The 18346-nt window shown below is 56.8% G+C and carries 14 protein-coding genes; 3 read left to right on the forward strand and 11 right to left on the reverse strand.

Features of this window, described 5'->3' with window-relative positions; all coding sequences use genetic code 11:
- Nucleotides 1-135: 135 nt before the first annotated feature.
- Nucleotides 136-1971 carry a translational GTPase TypA gene (typA, locus tag P8A25_RS00715; protein ID WP_022396370.1) on the forward strand — a complete coding sequence of 612 codons (1836 nt, stop codon included), beginning with the start codon at nucleotides 136-138 and terminating at the stop codon, nucleotides 1969-1971.
- A 121-nt stretch (nucleotides 1972-2092) separates the two neighbouring features.
- The gene (locus P8A25_RS00720) at nucleotides 2093-3151 is read left to right on the forward strand and encodes a polysaccharide pyruvyl transferase family protein (protein WP_180971091.1); all 1059 of its coding nucleotides are present in this window, start codon (nucleotides 2093-2095) and stop codon (nucleotides 3149-3151) included.
- A 42-nt stretch (nucleotides 3152-3193) separates the two neighbouring features.
- Here the strand turns inward: P8A25_RS00720 and P8A25_RS00725 are convergent, their stop codons facing one another.
- The 9 genes from P8A25_RS00725 to P8A25_RS00765 form a co-directional block, all read right to left on the reverse strand.
- On the reverse strand, nucleotides 3194-4591 hold the full coding sequence (locus P8A25_RS00725; protein ID WP_215442815.1) for a hypothetical protein: 1398 nt from the start codon (nucleotides 4589-4591) through the stop codon (nucleotides 3194-3196).
- On the reverse strand, nucleotides 4537-5682 hold the full coding sequence (locus P8A25_RS00730) for a hypothetical protein (RefSeq protein WP_022396367.1): 1146 nt from the start codon (nucleotides 5680-5682) through the stop codon (nucleotides 4537-4539). The genes P8A25_RS00725 and P8A25_RS00730 overlap by 55 nt, the downstream gene beginning before the upstream one ends.
- Nucleotides 5679-6749 carry a hypothetical protein gene (locus tag P8A25_RS00735; protein WP_215442813.1) on the reverse strand — a complete coding sequence of 357 codons (1071 nt, stop codon included), beginning with the start codon at nucleotides 6747-6749 and terminating at the stop codon, nucleotides 5679-5681. The genes P8A25_RS00730 and P8A25_RS00735 overlap by 4 nt, the downstream gene beginning before the upstream one ends.
- 400 nt (nucleotides 6750-7149) lie before the next feature.
- Nucleotides 7150-8181 carry a class II fructose-bisphosphate aldolase gene (gene fbaA, locus P8A25_RS00740; RefSeq protein WP_102721576.1) on the reverse strand — a complete coding sequence of 344 codons (1032 nt, stop codon included), beginning with the start codon at nucleotides 8179-8181 and terminating at the stop codon, nucleotides 7150-7152.
- 87 nt (nucleotides 8182-8268) lie between these two features.
- On the reverse strand, nucleotides 8269-9921 hold the full coding sequence (locus P8A25_RS00745; RefSeq protein WP_215442811.1) for a beta-N-acetylhexosaminidase: 1653 nt from the start codon (nucleotides 9919-9921) through the stop codon (nucleotides 8269-8271).
- 192 nt (nucleotides 9922-10113) lie between these two features.
- Nucleotides 10114-11640 carry an MGH1-like glycoside hydrolase domain-containing protein gene (locus P8A25_RS00750; RefSeq protein WP_215442809.1) on the reverse strand — a complete coding sequence of 509 codons (1527 nt, stop codon included), beginning with the start codon at nucleotides 11638-11640 and terminating at the stop codon, nucleotides 10114-10116.
- Nucleotides 11641-11934: 294 nt separating this feature from the next.
- Complete coding sequence (lysA, locus tag P8A25_RS00755) at nucleotides 11935-13224, reverse strand: diaminopimelate decarboxylase (RefSeq protein ID WP_102727318.1); 1290 nt, start codon at nucleotides 13222-13224, stop codon at nucleotides 11935-11937.
- A gap of 3 nt (nucleotides 13225-13227) precedes the next feature.
- Nucleotides 13228-14340: an AI-2E family transporter gene (locus P8A25_RS00760; RefSeq protein WP_102727344.1), complete on the reverse strand. Its 1113-nt coding sequence runs from the start codon at nucleotides 14338-14340 to the stop codon at nucleotides 13228-13230.
- Nucleotides 14341-14399: 59 nt separating this feature from the next.
- Nucleotides 14400-15065 (reverse strand): HAD family hydrolase, encoded by a 666-nt coding sequence (locus P8A25_RS00765; protein ID WP_102727945.1) that lies wholly within the window; start codon nucleotides 15063-15065, stop codon nucleotides 14400-14402.
- Nucleotides 15066-15218: 153 nt separating this feature from the next.
- On the opposite strand from P8A25_RS00765, the gene P8A25_RS00770 reads away from it, so the two are divergent.
- Nucleotides 15219-16523 carry an APC family permease gene (locus tag P8A25_RS00770; RefSeq protein WP_257228327.1) on the forward strand — a complete coding sequence of 435 codons (1305 nt, stop codon included), beginning with the start codon at nucleotides 15219-15221 and terminating at the stop codon, nucleotides 16521-16523.
- A gap of 44 nt (nucleotides 16524-16567) precedes the next feature.
- On the opposite strand, the gene P8A25_RS00775 is transcribed toward P8A25_RS00770, so the two are convergent.
- Together P8A25_RS00775 and P8A25_RS00780 are read right to left on the reverse strand one after the other, a co-directional pair.
- Nucleotides 16568-17350, reverse strand: coding sequence for a thiazole synthase (locus P8A25_RS00775; RefSeq protein WP_102727947.1), 783 nt, complete (start codon nucleotides 17348-17350; stop codon nucleotides 16568-16570).
- Between the two features lie 295 nt (nucleotides 17351-17645).
- Nucleotides 17646-18296: a hypothetical protein gene (locus P8A25_RS00780; RefSeq protein WP_102721570.1), complete on the reverse strand. Its 651-nt coding sequence runs from the start codon at nucleotides 18294-18296 to the stop codon at nucleotides 17646-17648.
- Nucleotides 18297-18346: the final 50 nt, after the last annotated feature.

Consider the following 18346-nt stretch of genomic DNA (forward strand, 5'->3'; position numbering starts at 1 on the left):
AGCTATAAATTCACCGGAGAGAACAAAAGTTCCGTCACCTGCAACGGGAGAGGCACGCGCGCGTTAAAAATATATGGAGGTATTCATGGAGCAGGCTTGACATTTATTTTCCAGTGCTTTTAGCTCTCGCGCGCAATGTCAGACCCTTCCAAGTTCCGCAACCTCGCCATTATCGCTCACGTTGACCATGGGAAAACGACCCTGGTCGACCAACTTTTGCAGGCGGGGGGAGCCTACCGGGCCAACCAGGCCGTGCAGGAACGCGCCATGGATTCCATGGACCTGGAACGTGAAAAGGGCATCACAATCAAGGCCAAGAATACTTCCATCCTCTGGAACGGCTACACGATCAACATTGTGGATACCCCCGGCCACGCGGACTTCGGCGGGGAAGTGGAGCGTGTGATGAAGATGGTGGACGGCGTGCTGCTAGTGGTGGACGCTTTTGAAGGTCCGCAGGCCCAGACGCGTTTCGTGCTTCGCAAGGCCCTTCAGGAAGGGCTGATGCCCATTGTGGTCATTAACAAGATCGACCGCCCCCATGCCGACCCTGCCGCCGTGCATGACCAGGTGCTGGAGCTTTTCCTGGAACTGGGCGCCACGGACGAACAATTTGAAGCTCCCTTTGTGTACGGGTCCGCCCGCGACGGCTATTTCATGAATTCCATGGAGGGGGAACCTCCTGTGGACTGCACGCCTCTTCTGTTCAAGATTGTGGAGCACATCCCCGCTCCTAAGGATGCCGATCCGGAAGGGGAGTTCAAGATGCTCGTTTCCAATATTGACTGGGACGACTACGTGGGCCGCGTGGCCATTGGCCGCATCACCTCCGGCACCGTGAAGAAGGGGGATACCGTATGGCTTCACCAGAGCGACGGCACCTGCATTTCCGGCAAGGTGACCCGCATGTTTGAATATTCCGGCCTGGGCACCACGGATTCGGCCATCGGCGTGGCGGGCAACATCGTAGGCGTGGCGGGGTTTGAAAACGTGAACATCGGTGAGACCCTGGGCGGTTCCGCGGATACGGAGCCCCTCCCGTTTGTGGCGATTGACCCGCCCACCATTTCCATGGAGTTTTCCATCAACAACGGGCCTTTCGGCGGACGCGACGGCAAGAATGTAACTTCCCGCGTGATTCGCGACCGCCTGATGAGAGAGATGCGGACGAATATTTCCATCCAGGTGGAGGATACGGACAAGGCCGGCGTTTTCTCCGTTTCCGCCCGCGGGGCCATGCAGATTGCCGTGCTGGTGGAAACCATGCGCCGCGAGAATTACGAACTGTGCGTTTCCCGTCCCACCGTGATCATGAAGAGGGATGAAGGTGACCGTCTTACGGAGCCGTATGAAACGATTTACGTGGAAGTTCCGGATGAGCACGCCAACGGCGTCATGAAGCTTCTGCACGCCCGCAAGGGACAGATGGAAGACATGATTTCCAAGGAGGGCACGGGCCACACCTTCATCCAGGCCTATATTCCCACCCGTGGCATCATCGGATTTGAGTTTGAGCTGGTCAACCTGACGTCCGGCCACGGCATTTTCTCCCACCTGTTCCGGGATTACGGCCCCTACGCCGGGGACATCACCACGCGTACCACCGGTACCCTGGTTTCCATGGAAACGGGCGTTTCCACGCCGTTCGCGCTGGTGGCGCTGGAAGAACGCGGCCGTCTGTTCGTAGGGCCGCAGGAAGATATTTACGAAGGCCAGATTGTTGGTGAAAACCCGCGCCAGATGGATATGCCGGTCAATCCGTGCAAGGAAAAGCACCTGAACAACATCCGCTCCGCCACGAAGGGGGACGGCATCCAGCTTTCCCCTCCCGTCGCCTTTTCCCTGGAACGCGCCATTGAGTACATTGAGCCTGATGAACTGGTGGAAGCCACCCCCCATTTCATCCGCCTGCGCAAGCGCATCCTGAACGCCAATGACCGCGTGAGGGAGTCCCGCAAAGCTGGCAACTAGAGGTGCCGGAACGCCGGAGAGGCGACCCCGTCCTATGTAGTTGCGTCCTGATGGCCGGTAAGGTAGAATCAGGGCGATGGATTGTAGCCGGATTTCCTGTTCCCCTGTCCCTGTTCACGCGATGATGGAGCTTCTGCGTGAGCTGGGGCCGTTCCATTACATGATGAACCAGGGGAATGTGGGGGATGCCCTGATTGCCGCTTCCACGGTCGCCCTGTTTGAAAGGGAAGAGCTGAATTTCAGTTCATGCGGCCCGGAACTCCCTGCAGGAAAGGAGGAAATAACGCTGGTTTACGGCGGCGGGGGAGGTTTTGTCCCCTATTTTGGCATGCTGCCTCATTATGTACGCCTTTTTTCGGATCCGCGCCTCCGGAAGTGCGTGATCCTGCCCCAGAGCTTCAGGGATTGTGATGAACTGGTGGATGTGCTGGATGAACGTTTTACCGTGTTTTGCCGGGAACGGGCTAGTTATGACTACTGCCTGTCAAGGAATGGGAAGGCGCGATTCCTGCTGGCGGATGACATGGCCGTGGCCGCGGAGCCCGAGATGCTGAAGAAGCGGCCCGTCAGGCTGCCTTTTCTGGAGATGGAGGAACGGGCGTGGGGCAAGCGCATGAAAAGGGATGTCAAGACTTCCTTGGTAGCGTTGCCCGGCGCCGGAAAGCTTGCCGTTTGCCTGCGAGATGATCCGGAAAGTACCGGCCACGCTCAAGCGTTGAAGGAACTCCCTTTGAATACGGACCTTTCCGTGTATTCCGTACGCGTGATTGATGAGGTGGAACACGCTTTTGCCTATACCCGCTGGCTTTTGAAGGCGCTGGACCAGCCTGACGCCATCTTGACGGACAGGCTCCATCTGGGCATTTCCGGAGCTCTTCTGGGCAAGGAGGTTTTTCTGATGGACAATGTTTACGGCAAAATTTCCGGAATTTATGAGTTGTCCCTGCGGGAGCGTTTTCCCCGCGTACATCTGTTGAATGAGTTGAGTGAATTTCCCTGGCTGGAGAAGGTTTTGACTGTACCGGACCTCGACCGCTGCCGGGAAAGGAAGGCGAAGCATGCGCGGCAGATAGGGAAAGCCGCCGCTTTGTCCAAGTACCTTTATTACCGCAAGGAGGAGAACGGAGTGCTCCGTGTCAAGGTCTGCGGCTTGCGGATTTGCAAGAAGCGGGTGGGTTGAGGATATTTATGGCCGCCGCGCGCTTGCATGGGACAGGCTTTATCATTCGCGGCTTTGATGCAGGGGACCCTCTTTTTTACGTTTATAGATCCGAAGGCCGAGAATCTTGATGCGGACGCTGGCCGCATCTTCTTTTTTATAGTACAGGAAGTGTTTGATTCTCTTTCCCATCCGTTGAGGGAAAGTCAATGGCTTGGGCGCCGGGTACACACCCAGGGACAGCCTTTCCTTTAATGCCTGAGCCCACGGTTCCTGAGAAGTTCCCCATTTTTCGGCATCTTCCAGAATGGTCTGGTATTCGTAAAAGATGTGTTCATTCCATATCTCCTTGTCGCGAATTTCATCCAAAGATATATCGCGTAAATAAAAAGCTCCGGAGGCCTTGAAATTCAGGATGGTCCGGAAGCATTTTTCGCATACTCCGCAATTGTCCTGATCCGGATTGGAGTGCCAGCATACTCTCAGGTTGCGCAGTCCTCTTTCCCATTGGCTGACCAATTTTGCCTTCTGGCTCCGGGTGAATCCCCAGCCTTCTTCATACACACGGAATCGCCGGGAAGAAAGGAGGGGGTCCGTCACAAAGTTGGAGCCAAAATCCACTACGCCGGATGAATAGGGATAGGTGCTCCCCACCAGTACATTGCCATAATCCCTTTGCCAAAAGGATGCCATGCCTGTCAAAGCCGCCAGATGAGCCAGTTGCCAGTGAAATCCCCAGTTAAGCTGGTTGTTCCAGAATGTATCCAGAGGGAAAATTTCAGGATAATTGCTTCCGCAGCGCAGAAGGTGCGTGATGCCCAGTTCCTCAATCGTAGAGAGAGCTTTTTCATAACAGCGCAGGAACAGGGGTTCTTCGTAAAGTCCCCGGTCTCCGCCCTGTACCAGCAGGCAGGCTTTCACATCCAGGGAATCATACCGCGGTTTCCGATGTGGGGACGCATGCCTGTACAAGGCGAAGGTCGCATCCAGCCCCTGGGAAAAGAGGGCAACCGCAGAATCGTCCACCGGCGCGTTTCTGTCGTCTATAATCCGGTCCGGCTTGATATCTACCACGTTAAGATACTCAGGATGCATTTGCGACCAGGCTTCCATGAAATGCTCTAAATTCCGAAGCAGAGTAAGACTGACGGCCCCTTTCACTTCAAAACGGCCTCCGACATGCATCATTTCAAAAATGAGCATCCTGATCCATGCGTCTGCAAAATTGTTTTCCACTGTGGGGGCCTGGTCGAAGGGTGCGAGGTCTACCCATACCCGGCAGTTATAACCGGGAGAAATAAAATCGCAATACAGGCGGGAAGTCCCATTGGGTTGAATATCGACCTGTTGTTGTGGAATGAGCTGGGAAGTAGCCATGGGAAACCGGAATCGGAAGGGAGGTTGGGTTACTGGGAACTTCGGGACAACAGGGAAGGCTGCTTTCTGATGCAGTGGAACCATACCTGCCGTTTTTCAGATGGGGAAAGGACCGTGGAATGCTTCAAGAGATAAAGCATTTCCTGCTGGAAGTGGCCTGAATGAACAATCGTTTTTGCGAGGAAGCGCAGCGGCTTGTCTTGAAAAGCCCTCAAGTTGAAAACCTTGGAAAATTCCTGCAAATGACCAAGCAGATAAAGCTGGGAAATCGTACGGCGGCATTTCAAGCATGTGCCGCAGTTGAAAGCACGTTCCAGACAAACATTGAGGAAGTCGCAGGCAGGAGGATAATTGGCAAGGATGGCTGTTTTTTCATACCTTGCCAAATCCAGGCCATGCAGGTGGAAACGTACCTGTTCCGTTTCCGCCGCGGATAGAATGTGGGATTGAAGATGGAATTCACAGTAATCCCTCCGGTCCCTGGTGGTGAAATCCGGATGATTGATATGATAGGTGGCGGAAGTCCAGTATGAATTCATTAATCCATTCAGGACAAGCACACTGCCGGAATCCAAAAAGGGAAACCAGTTCAAATATCCCTCGTTGCCATAAAAATCGTACAGGGATGAATCCATCCAGACGAATTCCATACCGTTTTTTTCAGCAAAATTCCGGCTGAGCTTTCGTCTGCCTTCAAGCAGTTCCCGGTTTCCCCAATGGGAGCCGCAGTTATTGTGGAACAGGTGGGTGACAGGCGTCCCCGCCTTTTCCAGCTCCGCGATAGTGCACAGGGAATCCACCCCCAGGGACCCGCCCGTACCAATGCGGCAGCCGGGAATGGGGGAAAGAACTTCCGCGTGAACTTCTCCCGCCAGTTCAACGGGTTTCAGGAAAGGCCCTATTCCTGTCAGGATATGGGAGAGGAGCCGTATGCCGAAGTGGTACAGGTGCGCGGAGATGGCGGGAAGAACGCGAACCTGACCGCCCTGCTGGGAAATCCATGGAAGCAGGGCCACAAGGGCTCCATCCGCCCTGCCGGGATTCAAAAAGTCACGGAAACGGGAGTCTACCGTAAACGAAAGCGTGCGCGGCGCGTGGCCGTCCTGAAGAATGGGATAGGAGATGGTGACCGCATTTCCCTCTGTCTGTACGGATGGATGGTTAATCGTGATCATGAGTGTTGGAAGAGTTGGCGGATTTTATGTCTCATGCCGGTTGGCGGAAGATCCCTTTCCGCCAGCCGCCGTTCCAAGGTGACCGCCCAGGGCTCCTGCCCCAGTCCGTTGGCCTTGGCATGCTTGAGTATTTCCTGGGCATAGAGGACGCGGAAAGGGCGGTTAAACTGAATTTGGGAGATATCTTCATTCATGGCGTTGCGCGGCATGCACGTTATTTTGTCCCTGGGCACTCCCATGGCCATGAAGTTCATGATGGTCAGGCGGCATTTGGTGCATACGCCGCAGTTGCCGGACGCGTCTTTACCTTCCCAGCAGCATCTCAGCAGGGCCATGGCCTTATCCCACTGCGCGATGAGTCCGGCTTTTTCCGTACGATCATGTCCCATGCCGTCCGTGACGGCTTCCTTGCTGTGGGAGCCTAGATAGTGGTCCGTGATGGGATTGGAGGCCCAGGGGTAGGAGAAGGAGTCATAGGACCCTTCGCTGCCCGCCATGAAGTAACCGAAGCGGGAGGTGAAAACGCGCATTCCTCCCATCAGCATGGTATGGTAGGTCATTTCGTAATCCATCCCCATGTTCCGGAAATTGGTCCGGATGCGGTAGAATTGGCGGATGCCGATGTCTTCCAGCAGTTCTCTGGCCTTGGAGAAAGCCTTGTCAAAGTGTTCCTGGTTGTTTTCCGCAATGTCCGCTCCCTGGAACATCACGCAGGCCGTCAGATTAAGGGTCTGGGGGCCTGCCAAGCCTTTCCGGTGGCGGTAGGCGGTGAAGCAGGCGTCCAGACCGCCGGAAAAGCAGGAAATGGCTTCGTCCCGCTGGGGAACAGCGGAGTCGTCTCGCTCGGCGGCATGGATGGTGACGCGGTGAAAGGCGTTGGGCATCCAGCGGTTCCAGGCTTCCGCGTAGCGGTCCAGATTGACCAGCAGGGAACGGGACAGGCGCCCCGGCCCTGTAACGGAGAATTCGCCGCCCGTTTCCATCATTTTATGGATGAAGAAGATGCACCAGGCGTCCGCCAAGTCGTCTTTGTCAATGTCCACGTTTCCGGTGGATTCAATATCCATGTATTGATGGAATTCCCGGCCTGCAGCTGTGGAAAGGACCGCTTTCAGCGTTGTTTTGTGTGGAGAGTGGACCTCGGGGGGAAAAATGCGGAGTTCGTTGCTCATGTCGAAAAGGAGTCAGTCTTAAAGTCGAACGAACATTAACGAATAAGAAATCCGCAGACAACATGTTTTTTTGAGGCAGAAAGGGTAGCAGCAGGAGAAAGGAGGATTGCAGAGCGATGGGAAAAGAACGCCCCTGCTTTTTTTTCTTCCAAACCTCCCATTAAATGGATGGTTCAAAGAAAATGTTCCGCTGTCGTCCAGTTGGCGGATTTCTTATCCGCAGTCCGAAGAGCGAAAAAAATGCCCGGTTCCTTTGGGGAAACCGGGCATTGCATCAAAGCCGTTGAAGGGCTGTTTATATCTTGCCGAAGAGGGTCTTGCCGGCGGACATGAGGTTGTCTGCGGCTTCCTGGAGACGGGCGGCGACTCCCTTTTCACCCTTGGCGAGGTAGGAACGGGGATCGTAGTCCTTCTTGTTGCCCACTTCACCGTCAATCTTGAGCACTCCGTTGATGTGTTCGCACATGTGGGAGACGATCGGACGGGTGAAGGCGTATTGCGTATCGGTGTCGATGTTCATCTTGACTACGCCGTAGGAAACGGCTTCGCGGATGTCGGAGAGTTCGGAACCGGAACCGCCGTGGAAGACGAGGGGCATGCGGGCCGCTTCGCCGTGCTTGGCGACCACGGCTTCCTGGCCGTCGCGCAGGATGCTGGGCTTCAGCTTGACGTGGCCGGGCTTGTACACGCCGTGCACGTTGCCGAAGGTGGCGGCCAGCATGAATTTGCCGAGGGGGGCCAGGGCTTCATACGTCATCAGCATGTCTTCCGGAGAGGTGTAGAGCTTGTCAGCGGGGTGGCCGGAGTTGTCCACGCCGTCTTCTTCGCCGCCCACGACGCCGATTTCAATTTCAAGGACGATGCCCAGTTCGGCGCATTCCTTCAGCAGTTCACGGGAAAGCTTGAGGTTTTCAGCCATGGGCAGCGTGGAGGCGTCCAGCATGTGGGAGTTGAAGAGGGGGGCTTCACCGCGTTCCACGCGGCGGCGGGATTCGGCGATCAGGGGACGCAGAAAGGTGTCCACGTGTTCGGGCTGGCAGTGGTCCGTGTGCAGGGCTACAAGCACGTTGTGCTTTTCAGCCAGGCGGCGCGTGGCTTCCGCCAGAACAATGGCGCCAAGGGCGGAACTGCCGATGGAGGTGCCGGAGGCGAATTTGCCGCCGCCGATGGAAACCTGGATGATGCCGTCGCTCTTGGCTTCGGAGAAGGCGCGGAGGGCGCCGTTGATCACTTCGATCGTGGTCACGTTGACGGCCGGATAGGCATAGCCTTCCTTCTTGGCCGTTTCAAGCATGGTAATGTATTGTTCTGGTGTGGCTATTGGCATAACGGGGACATGATAGGTGTTTTTTTTCGGGAGGGCAAGGCTGAACTCAGGCGCGCGCAGGGGTTGCAGAGCTCTTGCGGGACATGGTCATTCGCGGATCATTTTCGCCTCCGGCTGCGCCGGTTCTCCGGAGTCCGTCCGGTAGTTGACGCGCTGCGCGTCCAGGAAGGGCTTGTGCCTGTCCAGGCGTTCCTTGAAGTCTGTGAAGTCCTTGCGGCCAGGCTGTGTCCAGCCCAGCTCCGCGATGGCGAACATGCGCGGAAATACCATGTACTGCCATTTGGCCAGTGTGGTCATGTATTCGCTCCAGCAGCTTCCCTGCACGCCCAGGATGTTTTTTTCCTGTTCCGGGGTGAGCCCCTTCGGAACGGGATTCATGTTATAGACTTTTTGCAGCGGAATGGTGGAGAAAGTCGCCATTTCATATTCGGGGCCTTCCGGATGCGGACCCTCCTGCCGGATCAGGTACGTGCTTTCAAAGGGAGTCATGATCACCTTGTTTCCGTGCTTGATGGCTTCCCGGGCAATGCCGGGATCATGCCAGACCATCAGGGTGGCTGTCTTGGAAAGGCCGCCTTCCCGGATTTCATCCCAGCCGATGATCTGTTTGCCGCGCGCGTTGACGAGTTTTTCCACGCGGTGGACGAAGTAGCTTTGGAGCTCCTGTTCGTTTTTCAAGCCGTTTTTCTTCATCACCTCCTGGGCCTGGGGGGAGTTTTTCCACTGCTGCTTGGGGGCTTCGTCCCCGCCTATGTGGATGTAGGGGGAATCCGGAAAGAGCTGGCAGACTTCTTCCAGGATGCCGTCAATGAATTTGAAGGTGGGTTCCGTGGGACTGAACGTGAAGGGGAGAATGCCCCAGCGCGTCGCCACCCGGGGCTTGTAGCCGGGAATGTCCTTGTTGCCGAATTCGGGATAGGCCGTGATGGCGGCCGCGGCGTGTCCCGGTGTTTCTATTTCAGGCACGATGGTGATGTGCCTGCGTTTGGCGTAGTCCACCAGCTCCTTTACTTCCTTCTGGGTGTAGAAGAAGGTGAAGGGTTTTCCGTCTCCCTTGTTGCGGTTGCCGGGAATGGGGCTTTCCGGGCGGGTGGCGCCGATGGAGGTGAGCCTGGGATATTTTTTGATTTCCAGCCGCCAGCCCTGGTCTTCCGTCAGGTGCCAGTGGATGGTGTTTACCTTGTAGCAGGCGAGCAGGTCGATGATGGTTTTCAGCTCCGCGATGGAACGGGGATTGCGGCCGCTGTCAATCATGATGCCGCGCCACGTGAAGCGCGGACTGTCCGTGATGGTCATGCAGGGAAGGGCCCAGTGGCCGGCGGCATCCTTTTCCAGAGACTGCTTGAGGGTTTGCGCCGCATAGAAAGCTCCGGCGGGAGACGTGCATGAGACGGTGATGCCCTGCGTGGAGACCTTGATGGAGTACCATTCCGGAGACAGGGAAGCGTCTTTTTTCAGGATGATCTGTACGGCATTGGCCGCGGAGGGAGCCGGGCTTACCTTGATTTGGCGGAGGTTGTTGGAGAACCCCGTCACGAAGGAGGCAATGCAGCTTTTGTCTCCCGTTTTGGAAACAGGCAGCGTGTTGCTGACCAGAAATCCCGGCTTGCTTTTTTCCACGTCCAGCGCGGATGGGAGGGGGATGATGGCCGGGTCGCCCGGTACGAGCCTGGAGGGCAGGGAGAAGGCGGCGGACGCGGACAGGAGGCCTGCGGCTAGAAAGAGGCTTTTGGAAAACATGAGGAAAAAAAGGAGGGAAAATTTTTAACGTAAATAGTATATTCCGCGGGTGTTTGCAAGGCGGCTTTACGGGATTTGCCCTGGAGGGAATAAAGAAGTCCTGCCTCCGGTGCCGGGGTGGACCGGAAAGCTGCAGGGCTGATGCCGTGGCACGGATTTTTTTGAAGATCCGGGAATGTCCGGCCGGGTGTGTTATTTCAGGGTGATGGAGGCGGTTCCGGGCTTGATGGCGTATTTTTTACCGTTAATCACCAGGGAATAAGGGTTGTTGCTTGTGACGTCAACGGTGTTTTTGCCGTCAAAAACGATGTCGGTGGTAGTCGTCCCGAAATGAAGATTTTTTAATCCGTGCCTGCCTTTCTCCCTTTTCAATCTCCACTGGACTTCATTCCGGAGTGCAGAGACCTTATGGAATCCCAGAACGTTTTCAATAAAGAGGGAAATGGGGCCCAGCGCCGACCAGCCGCAAAATTCCGGACGGGCCCTGCGGCCATGTTCGGTAGACGGCTCGTTGGAACTGGGACTGTAGCATTCCCATATCGTGTGCGGTTTGATGCCATGGTAAGCGGCAAGCTGCTGGCGGATGATTTTTTCAGCGATCGTGTCGGCTTCCTCATGGTAGCCGTATTCTTCAAGCGCCTTGACGGTCATGTACGTGGTGGGCAGCCAGATGCCGCCGCGCCAGTAATCCCCGGTTTGGCCATGGTAGTCCTTATCCCTGCGGGAAAGGGTGGGCGTCGGGTAGTCTCCTCCGAATTCCTGCGGGTCCCGAAGGTATTTTACCATTTTTTCCGCCTGGGCCGGCGAAGCAACTCCGGCTAAAAGCGGCCAGTAGGAGGCCATTGTCCTGATGCGGCAGGGCTGCCTGCTTTCTATCGCCACATCATAGTAGAACCCGTCCTGCTCATCCCAGTACAGTTCGTTTATTTTGTCTTTCAGCTTGCGGTAGATGGCCTCCCATTTCCCGGCTGCGCCTGCATTGCCCAGTGATTGTTCCAATTGGGCCATGCAGCGTGCGCTCAGGGCTTGCTGGGAAATGGCGTCAATCCATAAAATCTTATTATAGCCACCTGCGTCCCGGCCTCTGGGCGTGTTGTCCATTCCGCTGGCGCCCCCCGTCCATGTAAAACCATCTTCACCAATGGCGTTCAGGTAGATGTTTTGGGGAGAGCATTCGAAACGTTCTCCCGCTTTGGCATTGGCAAACCAGTCAAAATGTTTTTGAAGGTACTGTTTCCGATTCAGGATTTCATGGATGCGGTTTTTGTTTCCGGTAAAGTCGTAGTATTCCTTTTCAACCCATGCGAACAACGGAGGATTGTCCACAAGGTGAATGCGAAGCGGAGTTTTTTCCTTATCCCAAATGGGCTTGTACAGATTGTCCATGCTTCCTTCTCCGGGAAATGAGTTCGGCGCATACTTGGCAAAGAGCACCATGAAACAGGTATCCCAAATCCAGATTTGGTCTTCGTAACAGTTTTCATCCATGTAGGGCGAGCCGGGGAGGCCCTCAGGACCTTTTCTTACCCGTCCGGCCGCGATTTCCCATGTTTTATGGTAAAGGTCCACGAGGTCTTTGTCAGGGTAAACCGGCTGGGGAATTTCTTCTTTCCAGCCTCCCTGAATGCAGCTGTCATGATGGGCCGTCGCTCCCAGGCCTTGCACACAGGCCATTGTTCCCAGGATGATGCCGCATGCTGTCCGCAGGTAGTATTTCATTTCCAGTATACGGCCAGGGAGGCGAGAAAATATCTTTTTTCTCGTCCCGTACCGGGTGGAAGGATTTTCCATGCCGTCATGTTCCCCTGGCAGGCCAATGATGGCATGGAACCGAATTAGTATTACTGAAGGCGGCGCTGCCGCCGGAAGGATGAAAGTGAAGCGACAGCGTGGAGGAAAGGGAAAATGATTTTTTCCGTCAACATGGAATAATAGGAAAAGGGACGCCCCCCCTCCGGTTTTTACCTTCGTGAGACGCCCTTTTGAAAGTGGAGAAAGATGAAATGAGGGAGGTTATTCCGGAATGGATTCCCCCCGGATGAGGTCTTCCCAGGTCTGGCGGCTGCGGATGACGTTCCACTGGTTTCCGTCCACCAGCACTTCTTCTGCCATGGGGCGGGAATTGTAGTTGGAGGACATGGAAAAACCGTAGGCGCCGGCGGACAGCACGGCCAGGAGCTCTCCCTGGCGCACGTCCGTCATGTCCCTGTTCTGGGCCAGGAAGTCCCCGGATTCGCAGATGGGGCCGACGACGTCCGTGGTAATGCAGGATTCGGAGAGGTGTTCCCTGACCGGGATGATTTCATGATACCCCTGGTAGAGGGCGGGGCGGATGAGGTCGTTCATGCCCGCATCCACGATTTTAAAGGTTTTGGCCTTTCCAGTCTTTTCATACAGGCAGCGGGTGATGAGCGCGCCCGCATTTCCCACGATGAGGCGTCCCGGTTCCACGATGATATGCAGGCCCAGAGGCTGGAGGGTGGGAACGACGGCCTGGGCGTAAGTGCTCAGCGTGAGCTGGGCGCAGTCTTCATTCCACCATTCCTTGACGCCGGAATCCAGCGTATCCTGGTAAACGATGCCGATGCCGCCGCCGATGGAGAAGAATTCGATGCCGTGCTTTTCTTTCAGCGCGGCGGCCAGCGGAGCCACTTTCCTGACGGCTTCCAGGAAGGGTTTCGCCTGGGTGAGCTGGGAGCCGATGTGCATCTGCAGGCCCTTGAGTTGGAGGTTCGGAAGTTCGCGGGCCGCCATCTCGTAAAGAGGTTCAATGAGTTCAAAGTCCACGCCGAATTTGTTTTCAGCCTTCCCGGTGGTGATGTATTTGTGCGTTCCCGCCTCCACATTGGGATTGACGCGCACGGCTACCGGAGCCTTCACTCTCATGGACGCGGCGATGGCGTCAATGGCGCGCAGTTCCGCCTCCGATTCCACATTGAAGCAGTAAATGCCCTGTTCCAGGGCATAGCGGATTTCCGCCTCTGTTTTTCCCACGCCGGCATAGGTGCATTTGGAAGGGTCTCCGCCGGCCTTGAGGACGCGAAAGAGTTCTCCGCCGGAAACGATGTCGAACCCCGCGCCATTGCGGGCCATGAGGTTCAGGATGGCGATGTTGGAGCTGGCCTTGACGGCGTAGGCCACTTCCGCGTTAAGGGGCGCCAGGGCTTCCCTGAGGCGGTGGAAATGGTTCAGAATGGTCTGCTTGCTGTAGACGTACAGGGGGGTGCCTTCCTTGTCCGCCAGTTCCTGGAGGTTGACGTTTTCACAGTAGAGCGTGCCGTTTTTATATGCGAATGAATGCATGGATTATTCCTTGGTTGTGCTTTCGTTGGTTTTCCCGGAATGGAGAGGAGGGAGCGGGAATCTGGGCGTAGGGGGGTTGTCGATGAGCTGGGCGATCCAGGCGAGATCCTTGGAGCTTTCCAGCCCGAGCTTGATCAGCATGGTGATGGGGACGGCCAGCAGCATGCCGATGGGGCCCCATACCCAGCCCCAGAAGATGACGGAAAGCAGGACCATGCTTGTCACGATGCCGAATTGGCGGCCCAGCAGCATGGGTTCCAGGCAACTCCCCAGGACCGTGTTGATCACCAGGTAGCCGCCGGCTACGATGATGCCCGCGGTGGGGCTGATCAGGAGCATGGCGAGCAAGGTGGGGGGAATGGCCGCGATGATGGAGCCGAAGGTGGGGATGAAGTTGAGCGCGAAGGCCACGATGCCCCACAGCAGCGGGAAGTCCACCTTCATGTAGTAGCAGAGCAGGAAGGCCAGCAGTCCGGTGGCTGCGCTAATGAAGGTCTTGATAATCAGGTATTTCTGTACTCCGGCCAGAGCTTTGGAAAATTTGCGGATTCCCGTGTCGCTGTTGTTGCCCAGTTTGTTGATGTTCATCCGGAAGCGGGGGGCTTCCCCCAGGAAGAAGGTCATCAGGATCAGAATCAGGGTGGTGAAGGTCAGCATGGAGGCGAGCTGCCCCATCACCCCCGTGGAGAACGCCACGATGCGCTGCCCGTTGAGCAGGTCCGGGAGTTCCTGAAGCATCTGGTCCGCCAGATTGTTCCAGTCACGTTCAATGAGGAAGGCGCGGAGTTCGTGGATTTTCTCCATCATCAGGGGCTGGTATTTGACCGTGACCGTCCGGGCCAGGTCCTGCCCCAGGTACTGGGCCAGATAGGCCAGGCCCACAAGAATGCCGAAGTCCATGATCACCGTGAAGGTTACCGCCAGCCAGTGCGGAAAACGAAGACGGCCCTTGAAAAAAGTGGTCAGCGGGTAACTGACGATCGCCAGAAAGCCGGACAGGACGATGGGGAGCAGCACCGGCTTCCCCGCCTGCAGCCCGGCCGTGATGACGATGACGCTGGCGAGCATGAGCAGGATTTTCAGGCCCTCTTTTCCGGATTCTTTCTGGGGAGTCATGGAAGGATTGGTGTTAACGGGGTGAGTAATGGTGTCCGATTTCCTGCGGGATTGCAATATTAAAGGCCCTCATTCCCATCATGTTCCCGGAAAAAGCGGTCCAGGTCTTCAAAGCGGGTCAGGAGGTAGTCAGGCTTCCGTTCTTCGAGCCCCTTTACATCCGCCTCCGCGGCCCATCCTGCGGCAAGAATGCGGATGGGAACGGCGCGGCATGCGTCCACGTCCGTGGGGGAATCCCCGATGTAGATGGCTTCCCCGGCGGAAGAGTCCAGGCGGTCCAGCGCCCGCCTGATGCGGTCCGGCTTCACGCCGCCCTCAGGGGAGCCTGTTTCCAGAATGGGGAAGAACTCGGCCAGATGGAAAAATTGAAGGGAAATCTCCGCGCTTTCCAGGCGTTTGCCGGTGACCATGGCCAGACGGATGCCGCGGCTGCGCAGGGCGTGCAGCAGTCCGGCCGCCCCGGGGAAGGGAGTGGGCGCCAGTTCCGGATGCAGCTCATGGTAATAGCGGAGGAACAGTTCCCTGCCTTTTTCGTGCAGTTCCGGCTTTCCGGGAAGCAGTCTTTGGATGACGCCCAGGTCGTCCGGCCCGAACTGGCGTTCGATTTCCTCATCCGTCAACGTTCTGCCGTCCAGTTCCCGGACGGCGCGGCGGAAGGCTTCCCGGCACAGGGGTATGGTATCCGCAAGCGTTCCGTCAAAATCAAAAATGGCGGTTTTGATCATCAGCCGTACCCTACATGCCGCCTGCGGACGGTTCAAGGGGAAAGCCGTGCCTGAATAGTCATGATGACGCTGCGGGGCGTTCCGGACCGGCAGGACGTGTCATCTCGTATGGAAAGGTCAACGTTCCGTCCCTGTAAGCTCTCTAATTCCCTTATGCACGGGAAGGCTCCAAAAGAATATTTATCCCTGTGGAGCGTGATTGCATTGGGAATAGGTTCCATGGTAGGAGCGGGAATTTTCGCCCTCATGGGTCAGGCGACCCTGATGGCGGGCAAAAACGTGTACTGGTCCTTCCTGCTGGGAGGCGTCGCGGCCCTGCTTTCCGGTTATACCTACGCCAAGCTGGGTTCCCGTTATCCCGGTTCCGGAGGAATCATGGATTATTTCAACGAGGCTTTTTCCCATAAGACCCTCTCCGGCGCGCTGACGCTGATTTACCTGGGAACGCTGGTCATTACCGTGGCCCTGGTCGCCAAGTCCTTCGGGGCCTATGCGTCCCGCCTGTTTTTGCCGGACGAATTAACCAACATCTATTCCACCGCCCTTTTCGCCAGCGTGGCCATTCTGCTGCTGGGAGCATTGAACATGGGAGGAGCCAAGGCCGTAGGGAAGTCGGAGGTGGTGATGGTGGCGTTCAAGCTGCTTATTCTGACGGTTCTGATGCTTGCCAGCTTCGGTTCTTCCGTGCCAGTGGGCGCGGACCCCATTCCGGTGAAAGGACTGGACGGGCTGCTGGGGAGCGTGGGACTGACGTTTTTCGCGTTTGCCGGCTACGGCATGATGGCCAATACGGCGGGCAATCTGAAAAATCCTTCCAAAACATTGCCCAAGGCCATTTTCCTGGCTATCGGCATCGTGCTGGTTCTGTACCTGGTGCTTTCCTACGTAGTGCTGACCAACGTTCCCGCCACTTCCCTGGAAAGCCACACGGAAACCGCCGTGGCGCAGGCCGCCTATCCCGTGCTGGGCGTGTGGGGCTTCATGGCCGTATCCGTGGCGGCGCTCATTGCCACGGCGTCAGCCATTAACGCCACCATGTTCAGCATGCTGGACATTTCCCGGGCACTGGCGCGCAACGGCCAGCTGGGAGCCATCTTCAAGCAGCCTTTCTGGGGCAGCGGCACGGAAGGCTTTTTCTATCTTCTGCTGGGCATTCTGGTGATGACGAATGCCTTTAACCTGGTAGCCATCGCCAATCTGGCGGGGGCCTGTTTCCTGATCAGCTACCTGGCGGTGTTCGTTGCCCATTGGCGGCTCCGGAAAGAGACGCAGGGGAACGCGCTGCTGATCATCCTCGGGTTCCTGCTGATGCTGTTTATTCTGGGAGCCTTTTTCTACCAGATGTTCTTCAGCCAGCCTTATCTGATTCCGCTGATCCTCCTGTTTGTGGCCGCCTGTTTCATTCTGGAATTTTTCATTCGCAAAAAGCTGGCGAAGGGGGCTTCCAAGGCTTCCTAGGCTGTGGGGGTTAGGAAAGAAACGCTTTCCCTCCCGTTGCACTTTTAATGCAGGAAGGAAGTGAGGGGGCTGGTGGCGGCAGCCCGGACGGAAACGGCGGGAAGGCCGGCCAGATGGGCCATGCGCCCGGCGCGGCAGGCCAGCGCGAACGCTTCCGCCATGGAGGCGGGGTCTCCGGCGGCGGCGATGGCCGTATTGACGAGCACGGCGTCCGCCCCCATCTCCAGGGCTTCCGCCGCATGGCTGGGGGCTCCCAGCCCGGCGTCCACCACTACGGGCACGACGGCCTGTTCAATGATGATGTTGATCAGCTCCCTGGTCAGCACGCCCTTGTTGGTGCCTATGGGAGCGCCCAGAGGCATGACGGCTGCCGCTCCGGCTTCCTGGAGGCGTTTGGCCAGCACGGGGTCCGCATTGATGTAGGGAAGCACCGTGAAGCCTTCCCTGACCAGGATTTCCGCCGCTTTCAGCGTTTCAATGGGGTCCGGCATCAAATACTGGGCGTCCGGATGGATTTCCAGCTTGATCCAGTTGGGGAGTCCGGCTGCCGCCGCCAGTCGCGCCAGTCGCACGGCTTCTTCCGCCGTTGTCGCTCCGCTGGTGTTCGGGAGAATAAGGTATTTTTCAGGGTTGATGAAATCCAGAATATTGGCGGCGGGGTCATGGGAGCCCGTCAGGTCCGCCCGGCGCAGAGCCACCGTCACAATTTGGGAGCCGGAAGCTTCCAGAGCTTCTTTCATGCTCTCATTGGAAGAAAACTTTCCCGTTCCCACCATCAGGCGGGAGGTGAATTGGCGTCCGGCTATCTGCAAAGGTGAATCTGTCATTGCGGGTGAAGGGTACCTCCCCTTTCCTTTCCAGGCAAGGGGGAATGAAGAAAAAGGCAGGAGTTGCCGCGGCATGGACGAGCGCCTCCGACTGGGAATGAAAGGTTGATTCATCCATCTTCCAGATTTACCCGCCCTGCGGGCTTCAAGATGAGCTTTCCATCCAGCCGGACTTGTCCGGTTTCCCGGCCTTCATACAACCTTCCCGATAAAAAATATTCTGAAAACTTTCCTTCAAATCCAGGAAAAACCGGTTTTTGAATGGACGGAGGGAGAAACCCCCTCCTCCCCTCTATTATTCCCCGCTGAAGGAAATGCCCCGGAGCGCTCTGGGCTTGCCCAGGATTTCCTGATAAAGAATGGCCGTTTTCAAGGATTGGGAACGGCGCAGGGAGTTTTTCAGGGAAAGAGGTTCGGACGCGGCGACCGTGGGAAGCGGTTCAGGCCGGCTTTCCTTCATTTCCCTTTCCTGCAAACGATGCAGGGCGGCCTGTTCCGCGTCAGACAGGGAACGCATGGACTGCCGGGCTTCTTCCGTGGCCTTTACGTAGCGTTCCAGCACGTTCTGGGCGGTTTGCTGGGCGGTTTCCGCCGTCCACTCCGGCTTGGGTTCCGGTTCAGGACGGCGCTTGCGGGCCACGGCGGGAGTGGGAAGCTCCACGGGTGGGGCGGAGGGGCGCGGAGCGCGCGCCGGAGCCTGTGGCCGTGCCGGCTGTGGCTGCCGCGGCTGCGGATTGGTCCGGCGCATTTCCGCAATTACTTCCTTCACGCGTTTTTCATGATGGTCTTCCGTGTCCAGGACGGGCGTTTCCTCATCTTTTTCTTTTGGTTTCAAAAACTCAATTACTTTCTTGATGAGAAAGATCGCCCCCACGATCAGCCAGAACCAGAGCTTCAGGCTGTCGTCATCGCCGCCGGAGGCGAGCATGTATGCCAGTGAATCCATAAAGGAGGAAGGGCCAACGGAGAGAAAATCCGGTCTCTCCGGTGGCCTGA

It is taken from the genome of Akkermansia sp. BCRC 18949 (assembly GCF_045011645.1).
Taxonomy (GTDB): Bacteria; Verrucomicrobiota; Verrucomicrobiia; order Verrucomicrobiales; family Akkermansiaceae; genus Akkermansia; species Akkermansia massiliensis.

Coding starts and splice junctions, on each gene's coding strand:
- typA (WP_022396370.1), top strand. CDS start 136: ATGTCAGACCCTTCCAAGTTCCGCAACCTCGCCATTATCGCTCACGTT.
- P8A25_RS00775 (WP_102727947.1), bottom strand. CDS start 17,350: ATGACAGATTCACCTTTGCAGATAGCCGGACGCCAATTCACCTCCCGC.
- P8A25_RS00765 (WP_102727945.1), bottom strand. CDS start 15,065: ATGATCAAAACCGCCATTTTTGATTTTGACGGAACGCTTGCGGATACC.
- P8A25_RS00725 (WP_215442815.1), bottom strand. CDS start 4,591: ATGGTTCCACTGCATCAGAAAGCAGCCTTCCCTGTTGTCCCGAAGTTC.
- P8A25_RS00730 (WP_022396367.1), bottom strand. CDS start 5,682: ATGATCACGATTAACCATCCATCCGTACAGACAGAGGGAAATGCGGTC.
- P8A25_RS00780 (WP_102721570.1), bottom strand. CDS start 18,296: ATGGATTCACTGGCATACATGCTCGCCTCCGGCGGCGATGACGACAGC.
- P8A25_RS00770 (WP_257228327.1), top strand. CDS start 15,219: ATGCACGGGAAGGCTCCAAAAGAATATTTATCCCTGTGGAGCGTGATT.
- P8A25_RS00735 (WP_215442813.1), bottom strand. CDS start 6,749: ATGGATATTGAATCCACCGGAAACGTGGACATTGACAAAGACGACTTG.
- fbaA (WP_102721576.1), bottom strand. CDS start 8,181: ATGCCAATAGCCACACCAGAACAATACATTACCATGCTTGAAACGGCC.
- P8A25_RS00760 (WP_102727344.1), bottom strand. CDS start 14,340: ATGACTCCCCAGAAAGAATCCGGAAAAGAGGGCCTGAAAATCCTGCTC.
- P8A25_RS00720 (WP_180971091.1), top strand. CDS start 2,093: ATGATGGAGCTTCTGCGTGAGCTGGGGCCGTTCCATTACATGATGAAC.
- lysA (WP_102727318.1), bottom strand. CDS start 13,224: ATGCATTCATTCGCATATAAAAACGGCACGCTCTACTGTGAAAACGTC.
- P8A25_RS00745 (WP_215442811.1), bottom strand. CDS start 9,921: ATGTTTTCCAAAAGCCTCTTTCTAGCCGCAGGCCTCCTGTCCGCGTCC.
- P8A25_RS00750 (WP_215442809.1), bottom strand. CDS start 11,640: ATGAAATACTACCTGCGGACAGCATGCGGCATCATCCTGGGAACAATG.